This window comes from Acidovorax sp. LjRoot38, from assembly GCF_964252975.1.
In the GTDB taxonomy this organism is placed as follows: Bacteria; Pseudomonadota; Gammaproteobacteria; order Burkholderiales; family Burkholderiaceae_C; genus Acidovorax; species Acidovorax facilis.
The window spans coordinates 39341-58005 of record NZ_CAXUPT020000014.1; the positions used below are offsets into that span (position 1 = coordinate 39341).

Annotated in this window: 19 protein-coding genes; 1 reads left to right on the top strand and 18 read right to left on the bottom strand. The window is 63.7% G+C overall.

The window, feature by feature from the left end; genetic code table 11:
- Window positions 1–17 precede the first annotated feature (17 nt).
- Both ACSQ22_RS21175 and ACSQ22_RS21180 read right to left on the bottom strand, forming a co-directional pair.
- Window positions 18–209, bottom strand: coding sequence for a hypothetical protein (locus ACSQ22_RS21175; protein ID WP_055393051.1), 192 nt, complete (start codon window positions 207–209; stop codon window positions 18–20).
- Window positions 210–513: 304 nt separating this feature from the next.
- Window positions 514–2175, bottom strand: a complete 1662-nt coding sequence (locus ACSQ22_RS21180; protein WP_228896065.1) for an MFS transporter — start codon at window positions 2173–2175, stop codon at window positions 514–516.
- 311 nt (window positions 2176–2486) lie between these two features.
- Between ACSQ22_RS21180 and ACSQ22_RS21185 the strand changes: the two genes are divergently transcribed.
- Window positions 2487–2978, top strand: a complete 492-nt coding sequence (locus ACSQ22_RS21185) for a hypothetical protein (RefSeq protein WP_228896064.1) — start codon at window positions 2487–2489, stop codon at window positions 2976–2978.
- Window positions 2979–3301: 323 nt separating this feature from the next.
- Here ACSQ22_RS21185 and ACSQ22_RS21190 read toward each other — a convergent pair whose 3' ends face one another.
- From ACSQ22_RS21190 to ACSQ22_RS21265, 16 genes are all read right to left on the bottom strand, one after another.
- Entirely contained in the window at window positions 3302–3544 is a 243-nt protein-coding gene (locus ACSQ22_RS21190; protein ID WP_004883121.1) for a DUF2274 domain-containing protein, read from the bottom strand.
- A complete protein-coding gene (locus ACSQ22_RS21195) occupies window positions 3541–4821 on the bottom strand; it encodes a TrbI/VirB10 family protein (RefSeq protein WP_004883119.1) in 1281 nt (426 codons plus the stop codon). The genes ACSQ22_RS21190 and ACSQ22_RS21195 overlap by 4 nt, the downstream gene beginning before the upstream one ends.
- 2 nt (window positions 4822–4823) lie before the next feature.
- A complete protein-coding gene (trbG, locus tag ACSQ22_RS21200; protein ID WP_004883112.1) occupies window positions 4824–5816 on the bottom strand; it encodes a P-type conjugative transfer protein TrbG in 993 nt (330 codons plus the stop codon).
- Entirely contained in the window at window positions 5813–6517 is a 705-nt protein-coding gene (gene trbF, locus ACSQ22_RS21205) for a conjugal transfer protein TrbF (protein WP_004883108.1), read from the bottom strand. The genes trbG and trbF overlap by 4 nt, the downstream gene beginning before the upstream one ends.
- Before the next feature lie 29 nt (window positions 6518–6546).
- Complete coding sequence (gene trbL / locus ACSQ22_RS21210; RefSeq protein WP_004883106.1) at window positions 6547–7911, bottom strand: P-type conjugative transfer protein TrbL; 1365 nt, start codon at window positions 7909–7911, stop codon at window positions 6547–6549.
- A complete protein-coding gene (locus ACSQ22_RS21215) occupies window positions 7908–8234 on the bottom strand; it encodes a hypothetical protein (protein WP_004883103.1) in 327 nt (108 codons plus the stop codon). Before ACSQ22_RS21215 ends, trbL begins: the two co-directional genes overlap by 4 nt.
- A 12-nt stretch (window positions 8235–8246) precedes the next feature.
- Complete coding sequence (trbJ, locus tag ACSQ22_RS21220) at window positions 8247–8984, bottom strand: P-type conjugative transfer protein TrbJ (protein WP_004883101.1); 738 nt, start codon at window positions 8982–8984, stop codon at window positions 8247–8249.
- Entirely contained in the window at window positions 8981–11431 is a 2451-nt protein-coding gene (gene trbE / locus ACSQ22_RS21225) for a conjugal transfer protein TrbE (RefSeq protein WP_004883099.1), read from the bottom strand. Before trbE ends, trbJ begins: the two co-directional genes overlap by 4 nt.
- A gap of 11 nt (window positions 11432–11442) precedes the next feature.
- Window positions 11443–11715 (bottom strand): VirB3 family type IV secretion system protein, encoded by a 273-nt coding sequence (locus tag ACSQ22_RS21230; protein ID WP_004883097.1) that lies wholly within the window; start codon window positions 11713–11715, stop codon window positions 11443–11445.
- The gene (locus ACSQ22_RS21235; RefSeq protein ID WP_004883090.1) at window positions 11712–12095 is read right to left on the bottom strand and encodes a TrbC/VirB2 family protein; all 384 of its coding nucleotides are present in this window, start codon (window positions 12093–12095) and stop codon (window positions 11712–11714) included. Before ACSQ22_RS21235 ends, ACSQ22_RS21230 begins: the two co-directional genes overlap by 4 nt.
- Window positions 12092–13159 (bottom strand): P-type conjugative transfer ATPase TrbB, encoded by a 1068-nt coding sequence (gene trbB, locus ACSQ22_RS21240; RefSeq protein WP_004883088.1) that lies wholly within the window; start codon window positions 13157–13159, stop codon window positions 12092–12094. The genes ACSQ22_RS21235 and trbB overlap by 4 nt, the downstream gene beginning before the upstream one ends.
- Window positions 13156–13620, bottom strand: coding sequence for a ribbon-helix-helix protein, CopG family (locus ACSQ22_RS21245; RefSeq protein WP_004883086.1), 465 nt, complete (start codon window positions 13618–13620; stop codon window positions 13156–13158). Before ACSQ22_RS21245 ends, trbB begins: the two co-directional genes overlap by 4 nt.
- Window positions 13617–15632: a conjugal transfer protein TraG gene (locus tag ACSQ22_RS21250; protein WP_004883083.1), complete on the bottom strand. Its 2016-nt coding sequence runs from the start codon at window positions 15630–15632 to the stop codon at window positions 13617–13619. The genes ACSQ22_RS21245 and ACSQ22_RS21250 overlap by 4 nt, the downstream gene beginning before the upstream one ends.
- A gap of 282 nt (window positions 15633–15914) precedes the next feature.
- Window positions 15915–16190 carry an EexN family lipoprotein gene (locus ACSQ22_RS21255; protein WP_004883082.1) on the bottom strand — a complete coding sequence of 92 codons (276 nt, stop codon included), beginning with the start codon at window positions 16188–16190 and terminating at the stop codon, window positions 15915–15917.
- On the bottom strand, window positions 16187–17131 hold the full coding sequence (locus ACSQ22_RS21260; RefSeq protein WP_004883081.1) for a LysR family transcriptional regulator: 945 nt from the start codon (window positions 17129–17131) through the stop codon (window positions 16187–16189). The genes ACSQ22_RS21255 and ACSQ22_RS21260 overlap by 4 nt, the downstream gene beginning before the upstream one ends.
- 74 nt (window positions 17132–17205) lie before the next feature.
- Complete coding sequence (locus ACSQ22_RS21265; protein ID WP_028699135.1) at window positions 17206–18630, bottom strand: efflux transporter outer membrane subunit; 1425 nt, start codon at window positions 18628–18630, stop codon at window positions 17206–17208.
- Window positions 18631–18665: the final 35 nt, after the last annotated feature.

The window sequence follows — 18665 nt, forward strand, 5'->3', positions numbered from 1 at the left end:
GGATGGAGCCCGGCGGCTTACTGCGCGCTGGCCGCAGATGCAGGTGCCGACGCAGGCGCCGCTGCGGGTGCACTGGCAGCGGGTTCGGGCGCATGCACGGCATCTGCGCCGTGTTTTTCACCACCCATGTCGGCCTTGTCGCCCGCCGTGATGATCACGTACATCGACAACGCCGCAAACAAGACGAAGCCAACAACAATCTTCCACATATCAATATCTCCTGGGATGGGTTTGTTCAATCAAGGGGCCTGGCTAGGGATGCTGTGCACGATTCGTCGCGCCGTATGCATCTGCGGCTCGGGCGGTCTGCCGCGTTGCAAAACCTCGCAATAGCTACGGCTATTGCTGCGTTTTGCGCCTTGCAGCCCATCCCGTTCCGCAGCGCACACTTACCGCTCAAATCATGCACAGCATCCCCAGGGTTATGGGTTGTACTGGTGCGCGGACAAGCCCCTTGATGGAACACAGGGCCCGACCCTTGCGGGGCGGGCCCTGTTCACCGGTCAGAACCGATCAGTCGTTGGCGTAGATGTCCACGTCCTTGGTTTCCTTGATGAACAAGCCACCGATCACCACCGTGGCACCGGCAATGATGATGGGGTACCACAGGCCGTTGTACATGTTGCCGGTCTGGGCCACGATGGCGAACGCCGTGGTGGGCAACAGGCCGCCGAACCAGCCGTTACCGATGTGGTACGGCAGGGACATCGACGTGTAGCGGATGCGGGTGGGGAACATTTCGACCAGCATGGCGGCAATAGGGCCGTACACCATGGTCACCAGCAGCACCAGGTAGGTCAGGATCACGGTGACCATGACCTTGTCGATGCGGGCAGGATCTGCCTTGGTGGGGTAGCCCGCAGCCTTCAGTGCATCGGCCACAGCCTTCTTGAACTCGCCATCTTTCTTCTTGGCTTCGTCAGCGGGCAGGCCCTTGCTGGTGTACGAGGCGATGACCGTGTCACCGATCTTGATCGTGGCGGGCGTACCAGCGGCAGCGACGGCGTTGTCATAGCTCACCGAAGCGCCAGCCAGCACCTGCTTGGCGATGTCGCACGAGCTGGTGAACTTGGAAGTGCCGGTGGGGTTGAACTGGAACGAGCATTCCTTGGGGTCTGCCGTCACGATCACCTGGTTCTTGGCCTGGGCTTCAGCCAGGGCAGGGTTGGCCGCCTTGGTCAGTGCGCCGAACACAGGGAAGTACGTCAGCGCGGCCAGCAGACAGCCTGCCAGGATGATGGGCTTGCGGCCAATCTTGTCCGACAGCGAACCGAACACGATGAAGAACGGCGTGCCGATCAGCAGCGAGACGGCCACAAAGATGTTGGCGGTGGCGCCATCGACCTTCAGGGCTTGTGTCAGGAAGAACAGCGCATAGAACTGGCCCGAGTACCACACCACGGCCTGGCCGGCGGTCAAGCCTACCAGTGCCAGGATCACGATCTTCAGGTTCTTCCACTGGCCGAAGGACTCGGTCAATGGGGCCTTGGAGGTCTTGCCCTCGGCCTTCATCTTCTGGAAGGCAGGCGATTCATTCATCGACAGACGGATCCAGACCGAGATGGCCAGCAGCAGGATCGACACGATGAACGGAACACGCCAGCCCCAGTCCGCAAAGGCTTCTTCGCCCAGCATGGTACGGGTGCCCAGAATCACCATCAGCGACAGAAACAGACCCAGCGTGGCCGTGGTCTGGATCCAGGCGGTGTAGGCGCCGCGTTTGCCGTGCGGAGCATGCTCGGCCACATAGGTGGCTGCGCCGCCGTACTCGCCACCCAGCGCCAGGCCTTGCAGCAGGCGCAGGATGATCAGGATGACGGGGGCCGCCACACCGATGGAGGCATAGGTCGGCAAGATACCCACGATGAAGGTGGACAGACCCATGATCAGGATGGTGACCAGGAACGTGTACTTGCGACCGATCATGTCGCCCAGGCGACCGAAGAAAATCGCGCCGAACGGACGGACGATGAAGCCCGCTGCGAAGGCCAGCAGCGCGAAGATGAACGCCGATCCGGCATCCAGCCCGCTGAAGAACTGCTTGGCGATGATGGCTGCGAGCGAGCCGTACAGGTAAAAGTCGTACCACTCGAAAACGGTGCCGAGCGACGATGCGAAGATGACCTTGCGCTCTTCGGGCGACATCGGCCGCGGTGCGGGATGGATGGTTGCCATGGTGTCTATGTCTCCTGGTGATTTTTAAGACCGCACAGTGGCGGGCAAGGTCATTCTTCGGGAAGGCACTGACTCTGCTCTGACGCCAAACCAACAGAGGCTTGCGTTAAACTGAACCGATACTTACAAAGTGCCTGCCGTCCTTATGAGCGGGCTTTCAAGCGCACTGGAGCGACTGGACCTTGGGCAGGGAAAACCCCGATCAGGGCCTGTGCGCCCATGCAGTCCACCGGACTCCGTGCACACCAAGCGCCTGAGCGTGCGCTGCCAGCCCGCTTGTGGAGACAACCGTCAACTTTTGCAGGGGCCCCATGCACGCGCACACCGTCCTAAAAAAGACAGATCAAGGGATCGAGGCGATCAAGCACCGCGACCGGGCACTCCCTCCCCGTGAACGTACCACCCTGATCCTGGTGGACGGCAGCAAACGCCTGCAGGACCTGGCCCAGGCCTGTGGCAGCCTCGATGAGGCCTTGCGCATTGGCCAGGCGCTGGTCGACCTGGGGCTGGCATCGGTGGTTTCCGGGGCTGTGGCGCCGCCCTCGCCCACGCACGCCACAACGGGCAACACCCCGGCCACCGCGGCCGCACCGGTTCAGGATCTGCGCACCAGCGCCCGGCGCGCCACCAAGGTCCTTGAAGACCTGCTGGGCCCGGCATGCGAGCCTCTAGCGCTGCAGCTCGAAAAATGCAAATCGGTGGCCGAATTGGAGGCCAAGATCCAGGAGTTGCGCCCCGTGGTGGCCTCCATGCGCTCAGAGAAAAAGGCCGAGGAATTCGTGGCCGCTGCGCTGGGCCGCTGAACCCCAACAACACGCAAAGACCAGCCCATAAAAAATGTCCGCAGTCAAGCGATTGTTGAAATCAGCCTGATGGCCGGAAGTCTATATGGGGTGCGGGTTTGGCTCTACTTCGGGCCGCCTTGCGGGGCTGTGGCGTTGTGGGCTGGGAGCCACATAGGAGCTTCGCGGTAGAAAGCCCGAGCGTGCTGCATCGGGGGCGGTTGCCTGCAGGCGGTAGCCGCGTTTGGTCTTCATAGCCCAATCGGTCGCCGTCCTCCAGAATGAAGAACGCGCAGCCTTGGGCTGCGCGTTTGAGGGATGGCCGCCAGCGGAAACCGGCATCATCAGCTTGGCTTCGGCGGCGCGGCCTTGCCCGCGCCTCCCTTCCTGAATCCCCGATCTCCGACCATGAAGGCTTCTAGCATGTGCGGAATTAGCACCGTGGCATCGACCGCCTCGCCGTAGGTCTGCGCGTGCAGCGTAGCGTAGCGGTCGAGGTCGGCTTTCAGGCTGGCCGGGCAAGCAAAAGTCAGCTTCGTGGATTCCGTTTTCGGCAGCGGCCCGAGCCGTAGCTTGCGCGTCGTCATCGCGAAGTCCCCCTGTTGAAGAAAAGTGGCTGGTACGGCCGCAGCACCAGATCGCGGTTGACGATGATGCGAACCGGCAAGCCGGGGCGCTCCGTCAAGGTGGGCTGGATGTTGAGGTTGCGCCGGGTCATCTCCTGACCGACCTGATTGATGCTGTCCTGGGCGCTATCGCGGCCGGCGATGATGACGCGATCACCGTCCTGCCGGTTCTCCGGCGCAGCCAGTTCGGCACCGATGCCCAGTAGCGTCGTCAGTGCCGCACCGGCAAAGACGCGATCCCAATGCCAATCCACATCATCTTCCAAGCCGGCGTAGCCGGCCGGATCGGTGCCGGCCAAGTTGTCGAGCTTGAGCGAAGACGTGTCGGGCAGGATGATCCGGTTCCACACCACTTGCACGCGGCTCTGCCCGTAGCTGACCTGGCTGTTGTATTTGCCCAGGATGCGTGACCCCTGCGGGATCAGCAGGAACTTGCCGGTAGCCGTGTCATAGACCGGCTCCGTCACTGTGGCGATCACATCGCCCGGCAAGTCCGACTTGATGCCCGTCACCAGCGCCCCGGCGACCACCGTTCCGGCCATGACCTGATACGGCGACGCCGGCAGCGTCAGGTTGCCGGAATCACGGGCTTCCGTGGTTCCGGCTTTCTGGAATGCCTCTTTCTGGTCTTGCCGGTTCTGCACGGCGGTCGGGTCGGCGGGCTGGGCCGCCGTCGACGCAGGCCCGGCCGCCAGCGGGTCGAAGGCCGCATTGGCGGTGAAGCCCGGCGCAGCGGCTACCTGTGTCTGCGCCACCGGCGCGGCCTTCTGCGAACCAGAGCGGAAGAACACCGCCGATGCCGCTGCTGCTTCGGCTTCCTTGCGCAACGCGTCGTTGGGGTCGTTGCCGGGGGCCGCGTAGGCGGCCGTCACCGGCTGCTGCGACTTCACAATGGCCGGGCCAAGATCGCCTGGCAGCGGCGGCCCCAACTCCGGCACGGATGCCGCCAAGGGGGGCGGCAGCTTCGAGTAGTCCGCCGGCAGCGCGTCCAACCCTTCGGACTTCGAGACGCGATCGACGTTGTAAAGCTCGGTCTGCTCGCCTGCACCGCGCCGCTGCGGTTGCAGCGACCACATCAGCGCGCCGAGCACAGCGACCGAGAGACCGCCGACGAGGATGGCCAGCGTGCGCCGGTTCAGGCGCGTGACCGGGCGCGGTTGGGCGCGCAGCGCAACTGCCTCGGGTGCCACCTTGCCCGCATGCGGCGTGGCGAGGTCGGGAGTGTCGTCCTGGCTCATGGTCAGTTCCTCCGCGCCAAGCCATCCGTGCGTTCGATACGCACCACGTCACCCTTGTCGCCGCCCAGGCGCAGTTCGGCCGCGCCGAACAGCCGATCCACGATGTAGTAAGGCGAGCGAAAACGGTAATTCACCAGTTGTCCGTCGCCCTGCGCGCCGATGACGAACAGCGGTGGCAGCTCGCCTTGGGCGATTCCCGGCGGGAACTGGATATAGACCTTCTCGCCATCGTCGAAGGCGCGCAGCGGCTTCCACGGCGGATTGCTGCCTGAGACGGAATATCGGAAGCGGATCTTCTCCAGCGACAGTCCGGTATCGACCGGTGCGGCGGCGCTAGCCGCCTGCGACTGGCGCTGCAAGGCCAACATCCGGTCTTTTGGGTAGTCCCAGGACACCGACGCCATCCATGCCTTTTCCGTCGAGGTCAGTTCCAGCAGGTATGTTCTGCGACTGGTGGTGATGACCAAATTCGTCTTGAGGCCTGAGCGGATGGGCTTGACCAGCACATTGATGCGCATCGCGTCGCCGCTGCCGCTGGACGTGTCACCGACGATCCAGCGCACGGTATCGCCGGCTGCGACCGTCACTAGTTCCTCGCCCGGCTGCAAGGAAACCACGGTCACGCGTCCCGGCGCGGCATAGACTTGGTAGAGCGCACCATCGGTGAAGGGCCACACCTGAATCGCATTGACGTAGCCCTCGCGCGTGGGCGCGATGCGCGCCTCGGCATTGGCACGGGAAACGCGCACCTTCTCATCGGCCGGCTCCGGCTTAGCCGGGGCCGCGTCCAACTCGTGCAGCGGCTTCAACTGCGCTGGCAGCGCCAGCGGCTCGGGCATGGCGACGACTTCCACTGGAGCAGGCGGCTCCGGCAGCGGCTGTGCCTGCACCGGCTCATCGAGCGAAATGGACGGAGGCGGCTTGCCCTGCGAAGCGCAGCCCGACAGGGCCACCACGGTCAGCGCGAAAGCGTATAAGCGGAAAGACAGGTTCATGGCTTGGCTCCTTCAGAAGAATCCAGTTCGCGGCTCCACGACAGGCCGTTGACGTAGATACCCAGCGGGTTCTTGCGCAGGCGCTGTTCGGTGCGCGGGGTTTGCAGGACGGTGGAAAGCACCGCGTTCCATCGCTCGGTCCCGGCGGGGGCACCGTTGATGAACCGTTGCTCCGTCCAACGGACGTTGAACGAGGCATCGCTGGCGCGTACCACGCTGGTGATCTGCACCGTCACCGACTCGCGGCCAACACGGGCGAAAGGATCGTTCTTGCTGGCGTAGTCGTTGAGCACCGCCGCGCCTTTGTCGGTGGTGTAGTCGTAGGCGTCCAGCCAGTTTTGCCGCACCACGATGGGATCGATAGACAGCGAGCGCACCAGCGTCACGAAGCGCGCCAGGTGGTGCGCGATCTGCGCATCGGCGGGCCGGTACGGCGTGGCGGCTTCGCCGACGGCGCGCACCTGCCCCGACTGATCGACCTCGATGACGTAAGGGGTGACGATGGACTGCGCCGAGCGCCACACCAGGCCACCGGCCATCAGCAGCGCAAGCGTGAGGCAGCCGAAGGCCATAAAACGCCAGTTCTTGGCCTGGACGCGGGCCGAGCCGATGCGCTCGTCCCACACCTGCGCGGCGGATTGGTACGGGGTGGCAGGCTGCGGCGTGTCGGCATAGCGCACCTGCGGGCGTTTGAATCGCATAGGGTTCTCCTTGGTGGTCAGGTATCGGGTCACGCATCGGGGCGCAGGCTTGGGCCTTGCCCTGAGCCGCCGCCGTCGCCACTGCGCAGCGTGTGGGCTGCGGTGGTTGCGGCATGGGTGATCTGCTGGCGGCGGTGCATCCGCTTTGCCCAGGCGGGTTGCTCTTGCTTCGGCGCGCTGGCTGCGCCTTCGCCTGCGGCGGCCTGGCCGGAACCGGCAGCGCCGACATCCGCACCGTTCCATCCTGCCCGGAAGGAGTCGGCCACCTTCTGACCGGCAGCGGAAGCGCCCGATGCAGCTCGGCGGCCTGCCGCTTGCGCGCCGGTCTTGGCGACATTGCCGAGGCCCGCAGCCGCGCCTTTAGCCCCGCCGCCCGCAGCGGCGGAACCGGCCTGGAATGCGGACTTGGCGCTGCTGGCCGCCGACGTGGCGGCGCGTGCGCCGCTCCCGGCCAGCTTTGCGGCGGCCGGGGCCATGCGTGCGCCCGCCATGACGGCACCGCCCACGCCGGTCGCGGCGGCACCGATGGCAACACCCGTGCCTACCGCGCCGACGGCAGCGCCCGCCATCGCACCCGCGCCGAGCTGCGGCGCACCGGACACAAGGCCCGTGGCGATGCCGGGGCCGAAGATGCCCAGCGCCAGCAAGGCAAGCGAAGCCAGCATCACGACAAGCGCATGGTCGATGGAAGGCTCGTCGGGATGAACCTGGAACTCCGCGAACAGGCCCGAGCCGATGCCGACGATTACCGCCAGCACCAAGACCTTGATGCCTGACGAAACCACATTGCCGAGCACCTTTTCCGCGAGGAACGAGGTTTTGTTCCAGAGCGCAAACGGGATCAAGACGAAGCCGGCAAGCGTGGTCAGCTTGAACTCGATCAACGTGATGAAAAGCTGAACCGCGAGCACGAAGAAACAGAGGATCACCACCAGCCAAGCGATGAACAGCACCACGATGGGGTCGAGGTTCACGAACACTTCGGGGAAGCCGGCCATGTCACCGATCTGGTCGAGGATCGGCGCAGCGGCGTCGATGCCGGTCTTGGCAAGCCGACCCGGCTGCAAGAAGTTCTCCATCGTTATGGCCGAGCCAGTGGCGGTGATGCCTAGCCCGGCGAACGAGCGGAACACGATGCTCGACAGCCAATTGAAGTTACCGATGATGTAGGCGAAGGCACCGACGTAAAGCACCTTGCGCAGCAGCTTGGCGATCACGTCCTCGCCCTGGCCGGTCGCATGGCTCATGGCCCAATACAGACCGGCAATGGTCATGTCGATGACAATGAGAGTGGCCGTCAGGAACGCGACTTCGCCTTGCAGCAGACCGAAACCGGAGTCGATGTAGCGCGAGAAGGTATCGAGGAATCTGTCGATGATCGTTACGTCGTTCATGGCGTGTCCTCCGCAGCGGCGAGCGACGCATCACCTTCCGGCGCGTCGTCGGTTGGCGTGTCGAAACTCGCCGGAATCGGCGGCAGTTCTGCCAGCGTCCGGTATTCGTCCGGCCCAGTCTGGCCGGTGAAGAAGCGCCGCCGGAAGGCTTCGGCAGCGGCGCGACAGGTGTCTTCGCCTGCGGTTTGCCGGTCGGCTGCGCATTGGGCGCGCAGCGCCTTGAGCCGCACGGGATCGGCGGCCAAGGTGGCGGTCAGGTCTTCAGCCGGCTGCTGGCCGCATGCGGTCAGCAGCACGGCCAGCAGGACAGGAACGCATCGCATGGCCGCCTCCCGTCAGTTGTTGTAGAAGTTGACGGACTGCGGTGTGTACGGCGTGCCGGTGCCCAGGAAGCGCCGCCGCACTTCGCGGGCGCGCTCGGTGGCCGCTGCCTGCCGCGCCAGCTCCAGCGAGGCCGCCCTGTCTTGTGTGATCTGGAGCTGCTGGGCCTGGATGGACTGCTTGGCCTGCAAGGCGAGAAGCTGGTTCGTTGCCTGCATCGCTTGCAGCGCACCCGTGGCCGATTGGCTTTGGCTCACGAGGTCGGCCAGCGCGCTTTCGTCTTGCGTCAGGTTCTGCGACACCTGCGCCTGCATCCGCATCGCGGTGTGCAGGCCGTCGAGCGTGTTCTTCCAGCGTTCGCGTGCGTCCTGTGCCATGCGGTCGCCGCTGATGGTGGCGGCGTACTGCTCCGGGTACAGGCGCGAGAACGTGGCATCCATGCTCTGCACGTCGTAGGCCAGCCCTTGCGCCTCGGCAATCAGGCGTTCAGTCGTGGCGAGCGTCGAGCGCAGCCGGTTGACGATGTTGAAGTCGAGATTCGCCAGGTTGCGCGCCTGGTTCATCAACATCTGCGCTTCGTTCTGGAGCTGGTTGATCTGGTTGTTGATCTGCTCCAGCGTGCGGATGGCAGTCAGCGTGTTCTGCACCAAGTTGACGGGATCAACGAAAGTGAGCGCCGCCGCTGGCTGAGCGAGCATCAGCGAGCCGGCCAGCGCGGCGGCGAGCGAAACGGAAAGTACACGGGTCTTCATGGCGAAATCTCCAGGGGTTGAGTAGCGAGGAAAGAAGCCGCCGACGGCGAGGACGGCAGCAGGTCGGCGGCCCAATCGAGGCCGCGATGGCGTAGCCACGCACCGGCGAAGCCGGGAGCGCCGGCCTGCGTCAGCACTCGGTCAATGTCGCGTTGGTCTTGCGGTGTGGATGCGCCCGAGAAGGCGAGCGCGGCTGGCCCCAGGTCGAGGTCGAACAGACGATTGCCCAGGCGCGATTGGTAGTAGTAGTCGCGCTTGGGCTGCGCGGTGGCGACGATTTCGATTTGCCGACTGTTGAGGCCAAAGCCCTCGTAGACCGTGCGAATCTGCGGCTCGGTCGCCTGCGGGTTGGGCAAGAAAATCCGGCTCGCGCAGCTTTCGATGATCGCGGGCGCGATGGTCGAATCCTTGATGTCGGCAAGCGACTGCGTGGCGAAGATCACCGACACGTTTTTCTTGCGCAGAGTTTTCAACCATTGCCGGATGCGTGCCGCGAAGGACGGTTCATCAAGGAATAGCCAGGCTTCATCGAGAATCAGCAGCGTGGGAGCACCGTCGAAACGTGCATCGAAGCGGGCGAACAAGTAGCGCAGCACCGCTTGCACGGCGGCGGGGCTGTGCATTAGCTCTTCCATCTCAAAGCCCTGCACGTCGCCGCTGCCGAGCCGGTCGCGGTCGGCATCCAGTAGCTTGCCGTGCGCGCCGCCCAGCACATACGGCGACAATGCCTGCCGCAGCGCGTTCGATTGCAGCAGCACCGAAAGCCCGGTCATCGTGCGCTGCTCCACCGGCGCACCAGCGAGGCTGCCGAGCGCCGACCAAATGGCGGCTTTCTCGTCGGGGCCGACGGTCACGCCTTCATGCAGCAGGCGGCCTTCGATCCACTCGGCGGCCCAGGTGCGATAGCCTTCGCTGTCGATACGGGCCAAGGGCTGAAAGGCAATGGCGCCGTCCGCGCCGAGGTCGTAGTGTTCGCCGCCCAGGCCCAGCACCGTCGCCCGCATGGATCGCCCCATGTCGAAGGCGAAGATGCGCGAGCCGCCATAGCGGCGGAACTGCAAGGCGAGCATCGCCAGCAGGACAGATTTTCCCATGCCCGTCGGCCCCGCGACCAGCGTATGCCCCACGTCGCCGATGTGCGTCACCAGCCGGAACGGCGTCGCGCCATCCGTGCGCGTGACGATCAGCGGCGGGCCGTCGAGATGGGCGTTTTTCTCCGGCCCAGCCCACACGGCGGACACCGGCATCATGTGCGCCAGATTCAGCGTCGAGACGATGGGCTGGCGCACGTTGGCATAGGCATTGCCTGGTATGGACGACAGCCACGCATCGACTGCATTTAAGGTTTCGGGGATGGTGACGAAGCCACGTCCTTGGATGACACGTTCCACCATGCGCAGCTTTTCGTCGGCTACGGCAGGGTCGTCATCGAACACCGTCACCGTGGCGGTGAGGTAGCCGAAGGCGACTTGATCGCTGCCAAGCTCTTGCAAGGCGGCATCCGCGTCGGCCGCCTTGTTGCTGGCATCCGTGTCCACCAGCGGCGATTCCTGCTGGAAGATGGTTTCGCGCAGTAGCGCAATGACATTCTTCCGTTTCGCAAACCACTGGCGACGCAGGCGGCCCAGCTCCTTTTCCGCCTCGGCTTTATCGAGGCAGAGAAACCGGGTACTCCAGCGATAGGCAAAGCCCAGGCGATTGAGGTCGTCCAGCAGGCCCGGCCAGGTCGAGGTCGGAAAGCCCCGCACCGACACCACGCGCAGATGCTGGTCACCCAGCATGGGCGCAAGGCCGCCGACTAGGGCGGAATCGGCCAGCAGTGCGTCGAGGTGGAAAGGCACCTCGGGCACGGCCAGCCGGTAGCGCCGCGTGGACACCGTGGCGTGAAGATAAGTCAGCGTCGCGGCATCGTCCAACCAGACGATTTCTGGCATCACGCCATCGAGCAGGTCGAAAACCCGATCCGTTTCTGCCAGGAAGGCGTCAAGCCGACCGCGCCAGTCCACACCATCGCCCGGCGCGTGCTCGTAGAGCAGCTTGGCTGCACGAGCGCGGGATTCCTCCGGCGGCAGATAGGCTAGCGTCAGGTGATAGCTGCTTTCGTAGTGGTTCCCCGATTCCTCAAAGGCAGCGCGGCGTTCTTCGTCCACCAGCCAGGACAGCGGTTCGGGAAAGTCGGAATGCGGATAGTCCGCGGCCGACTGGCGCTCGGCTTCCACGAACAGCGCCCAGCCCGAACCCAGCCGGCGCAACGCGTTGTTTAGCCGTGCCGTCGTGGCGATCAATTCGCCCTGCGTGGCGCTGTCCAGATCAGGCCCGCGAAAGCGCGCCGTGCGCTGAAACGAGCCATCCTTGTTCAGCACCACGCCCGGCGCGATCAGCCCAGCCCAGGGAAGCCAGTCGGCCAGCAAGGCGGGCCGCTGGCGGTATTCGGCAAGGTTAAGCATGGCGGCGTCTCCTACACGTCCAGCAGCGGCTTGTGCTTGATGTGCCGGGCGAAGACCTGCATGAACTGCGGATCGACCCTCGCGCCCCACACGGCCAGCGAGTGACCGACGATCCAGAGCACTACGCCAGGAATCCAGAGTTGCAGGCCCAGCCCGACGGCAGCGGCTAGCGTGCCGTTGGCAATCGCCACCGTGCGCGGTGCGCCGCCCATCAAGAGCGGCTCGGTCAGCGAGCGATGTAGCGGCACCTCGAAGCCGGCCGCGAAGCTATCCGGGCCACTCATACGACAGCCCCGCCGGAGAAGCTGAAGAACGACAGGAAGAACGAGGACGCGGCGAACGCGATGCTCAAACCGAACACGATCTGGATCAGCTTGCGAAAGCCGCCCGACGTGTCGCCGAAGGCGAGCGCGAGGCCCGTGGCGATGATGATGATGACCGCGACGATGCGTGCCACCGGCCCCTGAATCGACTCCAGAATGGATTGCAGCGGGCCTTCCCACGGCATCGAGGAGCCGGATGCCTTCGCCGTGCCCGCCGTCATCAGCATGACTGCGGCCAGCAGCAGGCCGTGGTGCGCGGGGCCGGCCAGCCGCCGCAGGCGTGCGATGGTTGAAACCGGATTTACGGAATTACGGAAAGCGTGAACGTGCATCTGCGTCATGGCAGTTCTCCAGGTAGGTCAAGGGACGAGGAAGGCGCAGCGGCATCGGCTGCGAGAGGAACCGGCATCAGCTCGGGAAACGGTGTTTCCAGCGCGTCCGCCAGGCGATAGCCGGTGCCGTCGAAACCGACGACACGGGCGATGCTTTCGACGCGGCGCTTGCGGCCACGCCCGGCGATGTGGATCACGACGTTGACCGCCTCGGCGATCAGCGCACGCGGTGGGTTCACCGCCACTTCAAGAATCAACTGTTCGAGGCGCAGCAGCGCGCCCAGCGCGGAACCGGCGTGGATGGTGGCGATGCCGCCGGGGTGGCCGGTGCCCCACACCTTAACCAAGTCCAGGGCTTCGCCGCCGCGTACCTCGCCGACGATCACGCGGTCGGGGCGCAGGCGCATCGTGGCCCGCACCAGCTCGGTCATAGACACGACGCCAGCGCGGGTGCGCAGCGGCACATGGTCGCGGGCTGCGCATTGCAGCTCGATGGTGTCTTCGAGCACAAGCACGCGGTCGCCCGTGGCGGCGATCTCCGCAAGCAAGGCATTGGCGAGTGTGGTTTTGCCGCTGCTCGTCGCCCCGGCGATCAGGATGTTCTGGCGCTCACGCACGGCGCGGCGCAGGAACTCGGCCTGGCCTGTGGTCAAGATGCCGTCGGCCACATAGCGATCCAGCCCGATGATGCTCACGGCGCGCTTGCGCAGCGCGAAGGCTGGGCCGGGCGCTGCGGGCGGCAAGATGCCCTCGAACCGCTCGCCGGTTTCGGGCAGCTCGGCGGTCAGCAGCGGCCGCCCGCGATGCACCTCTGCGCCGACGTGCGCAGCCACCAGCCGGATGATGCGTTCGCCATCGTCTTGGGACAGCTCCACGCCCAGCGGCATGCGGCCCGATGACAACCGATCCACCCATAGGGTGCGGTCGGGGTTGAGCATGATTTCCACCACGTCGGGGTCGGCCAGCGCAGCGGCGATGACTGGCCCCATTGCCGTGCGCAGCATCTGGATACGGCGATCCAGAGAGGTTGCGGCGGATGAGAGTTCGGGCGGGGTTTGCGGAATGGCGCTCATGAGGCACGCTCCTGCGCTTCAGCCAGTGCCTCCGCGTCATCCATTCGCGCCGGGTCTGGGTGCAGTTCTTCCACAACGTCGCGCACCAGGCTGCGGCCACGCAGCAGGTGGCGGCCGAGCCGCTCCACGAATTGCTCGAAACGCGCTTTGCCTTGGGCGCGAGCTGCGTCCTGATGGGCTTCGGGAATCGGGGTGCTGACGGTCAGGAAGTAGCGGATGAACAGCGCCAGTGTTTCGATCTGGATGTTCTGGTCGCGCTCCATGCGCTCGGCCTGCCGCGACAGGCGATCGAGCCGCTTGGCGATGGCCGCCTCGCGCTGGTCGCCAGCATCGGGCGATAGCCACGACGCGAGCGCCGCCGCGACAATGGACGACTTGGACACGCCTTTCTTGGCGGCCAGTTCTTCGAGACGCTTGGCGTGCTCGGGCTGAATGAACAGATTGAGGCGGTATTGGCTCATAAGTCGATTCCGTCGTTGGGGTCGAGGGAAGCCAGCCGGGCCGTGCGCTGCATGGCCGGGTCGAGCTGGCCGGGAAGCGGCAGCGGCAGGTCGTCGTCGTCATCGAGCAGAGTCAGGTCATGGCCGGCGAGCAGCGGTTCGGGGCTGTATTCGCTGACTTCGGATAGCTCCGGCTGTCGGCGTGGGCCGCCGTCATCGGCGGTGCCTGTGCCATCGCCGGACAGGCCCGCAGCCCGGACCGTTGACACGGCTGGGATCGATAGGCCGCTCCAGTCGTCGGGCCGGGCCGGTGGCGCGTCCGCGTATTGCCCGGCCGCGAGCACAGGCGGCGGTAAAACGCGGTTCTTGAAATTCGCGTCGGCGTAGTAGCGCAGCTTCTTGGCCTTGATCGGTGCCACGCTGGACACCATCACCACAGCTTCCTCAGTCGGAAGCTGCATCACTTCACCGGGCGTCAGTAGCGGGCGGGCCGTCTCCTGCCGCGACACCATGAGGTGCCCCAGCCACGGTGCCAATCTGTGCCCGGCATAGTTGCGCTGCGCGCGCAGTTCGGTAGCGGTGCCAAGCGTTTCGGAGATCCGTTTCGCAGTGCGTTCATCGTTGGTGGCGAACGTCACGCGGACATGGCAGTTATCCAGAATCGAATGGTTCTGGCCGTAGGCTTTGTCGATCTGGTTGAGCGATTGGGCGATAAGAAAACTGCGGATTCCGTAGCCCGCCATGAAGGCAAGCGCCGTCTCGAAGAAGTCCAGGCGGCCCAGCGCCGGGAACTCATCGAGCATCAGCAGCAGCTTGTGGCGGCGTTCGATGCCGTCGCTGCCGTCGAGCGATTCGGTGAGCCGTCGGCCGATCTGGTTGAGGATCAGGCGAATGAGCGGTTTCGTCCGCGAAATATCCGAAGGTGGCACTACCAGATAAAGCGACACCGGATGCTCGGACGCGATCAGGTCGGCGATACGCCAGTCGCAGCGCGAGGTGACTTCGGCCACCGTGGGGTCGCGGTAGAGGCCCAGGAACGACATGGCGGTGCTCAACACGCCGGAACGCTCGTTGTCCGACTTGTTGAGCACTTCGCGCGCCGCCGAAGCGACGACTGGATGCGGGCCACCACCTTCCACGTTCACGAGGTGCTGTGTGGTCATCATCCGGTGCAAGGTCAGCTCGAAGGGGCTGGCCGGATCGGAGAGGAAATTGGCGACGCCGCGCAGCGTCTTGTCCTCGCCCGCGTAGAGCACATGCAGGATGGCCCCGACCAGCAGCGCGTGCGAAGTCTTCTCCCAATGGTTGCGCTTCTCAAGCGCGCCTTCTGGATCGACCAGAATGTCGGCTATGTTCTGTACGTCACGCACTTCATGTGCGCCGCGCCGAACTTCTAGCAGCGGGTTGTAGGCCGCCGACTTCGCATCGGTCGGATTGAACAGCAGGCAGTGTGAGTAGCGTGAGCGCCAACCTGCGGTGATCTGCCAATTCTCGCCCTTGATGTCGTGGACTACGGCGGATGCAGGCCAAGAAAGCAGCGTCGGCACCACAAGGCCGACGCCTTTGCCTGAGCGCGTGGGCGCGAAAGTGAGGATGTGTTCCGGGCCTTCATGCCGAAGGTACTTGCCATCGTGCTGACCGAGGAACACGCCGATCGGCTGCGTAAGGCCGGCTTTGCGAATGTCCTCCGTACTTGCCCAGCGTGCCGAGCCATAGGTCGTGACTAGGCGTGATTGACGAGAGCGCCAGATCGACATGCAGACTGCGACCACCACCGCCAGCAAGCCACTGCCACCCGCTATGGCACCGCCCGTGTCGAAAACGCGTGGCGCGTAGGCATCGAAGAAGAACCACCACTCAAACAGCTTCCACGGGAGGTAGATCGGTGTGCCGAGGAAATCAAACCAGGGGGAGCCAAGGCGTACCTGATAGCCAAGGGCTGCTGCCGTCCATTGTGTGGCGCCCCACACACCCGCGATCACGATGCCGAATACCACGGCTATCTGACCGAACAGCACATTCGTACCTTGCATAGCCCCGCCTCCAATCTCTCCTACGCTGATTCCCTTGGGAAACGCGGCTTAGAAATGTGCCGCAGGCGTCAGGATCGGTGCTGGCTTAGTGCCGGTCAAAGACCGTTTGGGGCAGAAAGGTCGATAAGAAAGAATGAATTCGCGCTGTGTCTAGCCAGGGAGTGACTCCGTAAGCGCCGGCGAATATCAGCGTGCCGAACAGAAGATTCAGGCAGACTAGCGAATTGCTGAATTGCTGAATTGCTGAATTGCTGAATTGCTGAATTGCTGAATTGCTGAATTTCAGAATTTGGGGGATTCTTTGGGCGGTGTGTATGGCGTTTTTCCGTCACCGTAGAACCGCTTACGTGTTGCCTCCGCTACCCGGTTGCAAAGCAGTTCGCCCAAAGTAGGCCGATCCGTCTTGCATTGCTGGCGCAACTTCTTGAGCTGTTCCGGGTCTGCCACCAGCTCTTCTACTGTCGGGGTTTTCTTTTCTGCACTAGTGGCTTTGTGCGGTTTATCAGATTGACCGCATGCGACTAGCATTGCAGCGACGAGCGTGATGGCGAGTCTCATGGCATCAATTCCTCCGGAAGATCGGGATTTCGGCTTTTTGTTGACCTGAGAAACTCTGGCAATTCGATGGCCTGTACTCGCTGAATGAAGCGCGCAAGCTCGTCAAACGGATCGCCTTCAAGTCTGAGTAGATAGGTCGTCAAAGGTGGTACGCGTGTCGAAAGCGGCCTCGCCACGACTCCTGGCTCTCGGGAGGCTGCAATGTGTGCAGCCCCTGTAAGTCCGAGTGCAAAACCGGCAGATACCAACGCCATCATCAGGTCGAAAGTGGTAACCCGCTCGGCAACTAGAGGCTGCATTTCAGCCCGGCTAAGTACTCGCTCAATGTGCTTGGCGTGGCCCTCGCACACTTGAGGATCAGATAGCACTAGCGGGTAGCGCAGCAGTTCATCCAATGGAATTCGCTTAAGAGCCAGCAACGGATGCCGAGCTGGCAGCGCCACCATAAGCGTGTCAGTCCACGCGGGAAGTGCGACGATTCCATCACCTACGTCGTCGGACTGTGCAAAGCCGACGTCATACAGGTCGTCGTGCAATCCTTTGATTTGTTGGGATAGTGGCACCTCAAAAAAGCGAATCTCAACCTCGGGCTCCTCCTCGCGACACAACGCCAATAGGGCTGGTAAGCACAGTAGTGTTGCGCCGTCTGACAAGGCGACGCGGAGTTGTCCATGAAAGCCATTTTTTGCTGCCTTCACGCAGTCCCGCGCCTGTTGCAAGGATGCGAACACCCGAGGTGCGTGCTCCATGAGCATCAACCCAGCTCGTGTCAAACGCGTGCTTCTCGTGTTCCGAATAAAGAGCTGTGCTCCTAACTCCTCTTCGAGTTCTTTGATCGTGCGAGACAGTGGGGACTGCTCAATATGCAGTTTCGCAGCGGCGCGAGCGAAGTGAAGTTCCTCGGCGAGCGCCATAAAACAACGTAGATGTCGAATTTCCATGCGTCCCCTACTAATCGTCGATCTATTCAGTATTTAAAACTCGCTGCCATGCTGCGTTCTTCCAACTCAAGGACTCAGGGTGAAGATTGCAGATTCACATGCTCTGGCGAACCAGAAAGCGCTTTAGCGAGAACACCCCATTGCACGGCTGCGTCGGCGCGAGCACGGACCAGAGCCGCTCGCTGGGACAAGGTGCCACGCTCCGCTTCTGCAACAACGGTCGCATCCACCTGTCCCGCCTCAAAGAGGCGTCGACTGCGGTCAAGGAGTCGATCAGCGACGACAAGACCATCGACCTGATGCTGCAGAGAAGTCCGCTGGGTCTGCCAGCCCAGATAAGCGTTCTCCACATCCTGAAGCGCAAGCAAAACCGTGCGTTCCAGGTCAGCCTGTGCGCCGCGACTGCGTGCTGAGCCCTCGTCGATTCCCGCTTGTATTGCTCCACCGTCAAAGATCGGAAGCGTCACACCCAAGCCCAGAGAGAAAATGTTCCCTGCCACACGTGTTCCGTTGTTCTCGAAGCGTTGGCGCCCACCACTCAAATCGAGCACAAGTTTGGGGAACCGCTCGCCTTCTGCTGCGTTCCATCGCGCCGTCGCCGCTGCAAGACGCGCCTGCGCGGCTCTGACGTCGGGGCGCTGCTGCAGCAATTCGCCTGGCACGCTTCTGGGAGTCCAATCGGGCATGGTGAGAGAGGCAAGCGCAGGACCGCTGCCAAGCGCCCCCGGAATCCGGCCAACGAGCACATCCAAGGCATGCGTTGCTTCGCCGCGTACGCGTCGCAACTGCTCTTGCTCCACCCGGAGGGCGATGACCTCGGAACGCGTGCGTTCAATGTCAAAGCCCGTAGCTTGACCTGCCTTGAACTTCTGCTCTGTCAGACGCTCAAGGCGCTCGGCGACTTGAAGTCGCTCTTTTGCCAGATCTTCCAGCTCTGCCGCCTGCCGCTGCTGCAGTGCAGCGGACACTGTCTCAAAGGCGATCTGCCAACGTGTCGCGAACCAGTTCTGTTCGACAGCAACTGCGTCCATCCGTGCGCCATCAGCGGCATGCGAGAGGCGGCCCGCTAGATCAACTTCCCATGAAGCCGACAGCGGAAGCCTGGCATCGCTGCTGATGGTCGGTGCCAAAGAAAAGTCGCGCGCGCGCGTTGCTTGGGGCGTGAGCGCCAAGCTAGGGAACATTGAAGCGCGTGTACGTCGGGTGATCGCCACAGCTTCATCAATCCGCGCTCTTGCAATAGCGAGATCGGTGTTGTGCTCCAGCGCGTTGCGCACCAGCGCGTCAATCAGCGGATCACCGTACGCCGTCCACCACTCGGCCGGGAGTGCTTGTGCTGGCACCTGCTGCACAGCCAGACCCGCTTCGTTCATGAATTTGGCCGGAACCTCAACGCGTGATGTCTCCACCCTGTGAGGCGAGTGGCTGCACGCGGCGAGAAGCGTGATCGATAGGAATGCAACAGCAGTAAGGCCGCGGCGGGCGTAGGGATCGGACATGTTGAGCCACTAGGTTGTGAATTGAGGAGGCCGTC

Bases quoted from the DNA above. Each gene is read 5' to 3' on its own strand.
- ACSQ22_RS21230 (WP_004883097.1), bottom strand. From the start codon at position 11,715: ATGAGTGGCCCGGATAGCTTCGCGGCCGGCTTCGAGGTGCCGCTACAT.
- trbF (WP_004883108.1), bottom strand. From the start codon at position 6,517: ATGCGATTCAAACGCCCGCAGGTGCGCTATGCCGACACGCCGCAGCCT.
- ACSQ22_RS21250 (WP_004883083.1), bottom strand. From the start codon at position 15,632: ATGCAAGGTACGAATGTGCTGTTCGGTCAGATAGCCGTGGTATTCGGC.
- ACSQ22_RS21180 (WP_228896065.1), bottom strand. From the start codon at position 2,175: ATGGCAACCATCCATCCCGCACCGCGGCCGATGTCGCCCGAAGAGCGC.
- trbB (WP_004883088.1), bottom strand. From the start codon at position 13,159: ATGAGCGCCATTCCGCAAACCCCGCCCGAACTCTCATCCGCCGCAACC.
- ACSQ22_RS21235 (WP_004883090.1), bottom strand. From the start codon at position 12,095: ATGACGCAGATGCACGTTCACGCTTTCCGTAATTCCGTAAATCCGGTT.
- ACSQ22_RS21175 (WP_055393051.1), bottom strand. From the start codon at position 209: ATGTGGAAGATTGTTGTTGGCTTCGTCTTGTTTGCGGCGTTGTCGATG.
- ACSQ22_RS21260 (WP_004883081.1), bottom strand. From the start codon at position 17,131: ATGGAAATTCGACATCTACGTTGTTTTATGGCGCTCGCCGAGGAACTT.
- trbG (WP_004883112.1), bottom strand. From the start codon at position 5,816: ATGAACCTGTCTTTCCGCTTATACGCTTTCGCGCTGACCGTGGTGGCC.
- trbL (WP_004883106.1), bottom strand. From the start codon at position 7,911: ATGAACGACGTAACGATCATCGACAGATTCCTCGATACCTTCTCGCGC.
- ACSQ22_RS21190 (WP_004883121.1), bottom strand. From the start codon at position 3,544: ATGACGACGCGCAAGCTACGGCTCGGGCCGCTGCCGAAAACGGAATCC.
- ACSQ22_RS21265 (WP_028699135.1), bottom strand. From the start codon at position 18,630: ATGTCCGATCCCTACGCCCGCCGCGGCCTTACTGCTGTTGCATTCCTA.
- ACSQ22_RS21195 (WP_004883119.1), bottom strand. From the start codon at position 4,821: ATGAGCCAGGACGACACTCCCGACCTCGCCACGCCGCATGCGGGCAAG.
- trbJ (WP_004883101.1), bottom strand. From the start codon at position 8,984: ATGAAGACCCGTGTACTTTCCGTTTCGCTCGCCGCCGCGCTGGCCGGC.
- ACSQ22_RS21245 (WP_004883086.1), bottom strand. From the start codon at position 13,620: ATGAGCCAATACCGCCTCAATCTGTTCATTCAGCCCGAGCACGCCAAG.
- ACSQ22_RS21255 (WP_004883082.1), bottom strand. From the start codon at position 16,190: ATGAGACTCGCCATCACGCTCGTCGCTGCAATGCTAGTCGCATGCGGT.
- trbE (WP_004883099.1), bottom strand. From the start codon at position 11,431: ATGCTTAACCTTGCCGAATACCGCCAGCGGCCCGCCTTGCTGGCCGAC.
- ACSQ22_RS21185 (WP_228896064.1), top strand. From the start codon at position 2,487: ATGCACGCGCACACCGTCCTAAAAAAGACAGATCAAGGGATCGAGGCG.
- ACSQ22_RS21215 (WP_004883103.1), bottom strand. From the start codon at position 8,234: ATGCGATGCGTTCCTGTCCTGCTGGCCGTGCTGCTGACCGCATGCGGC.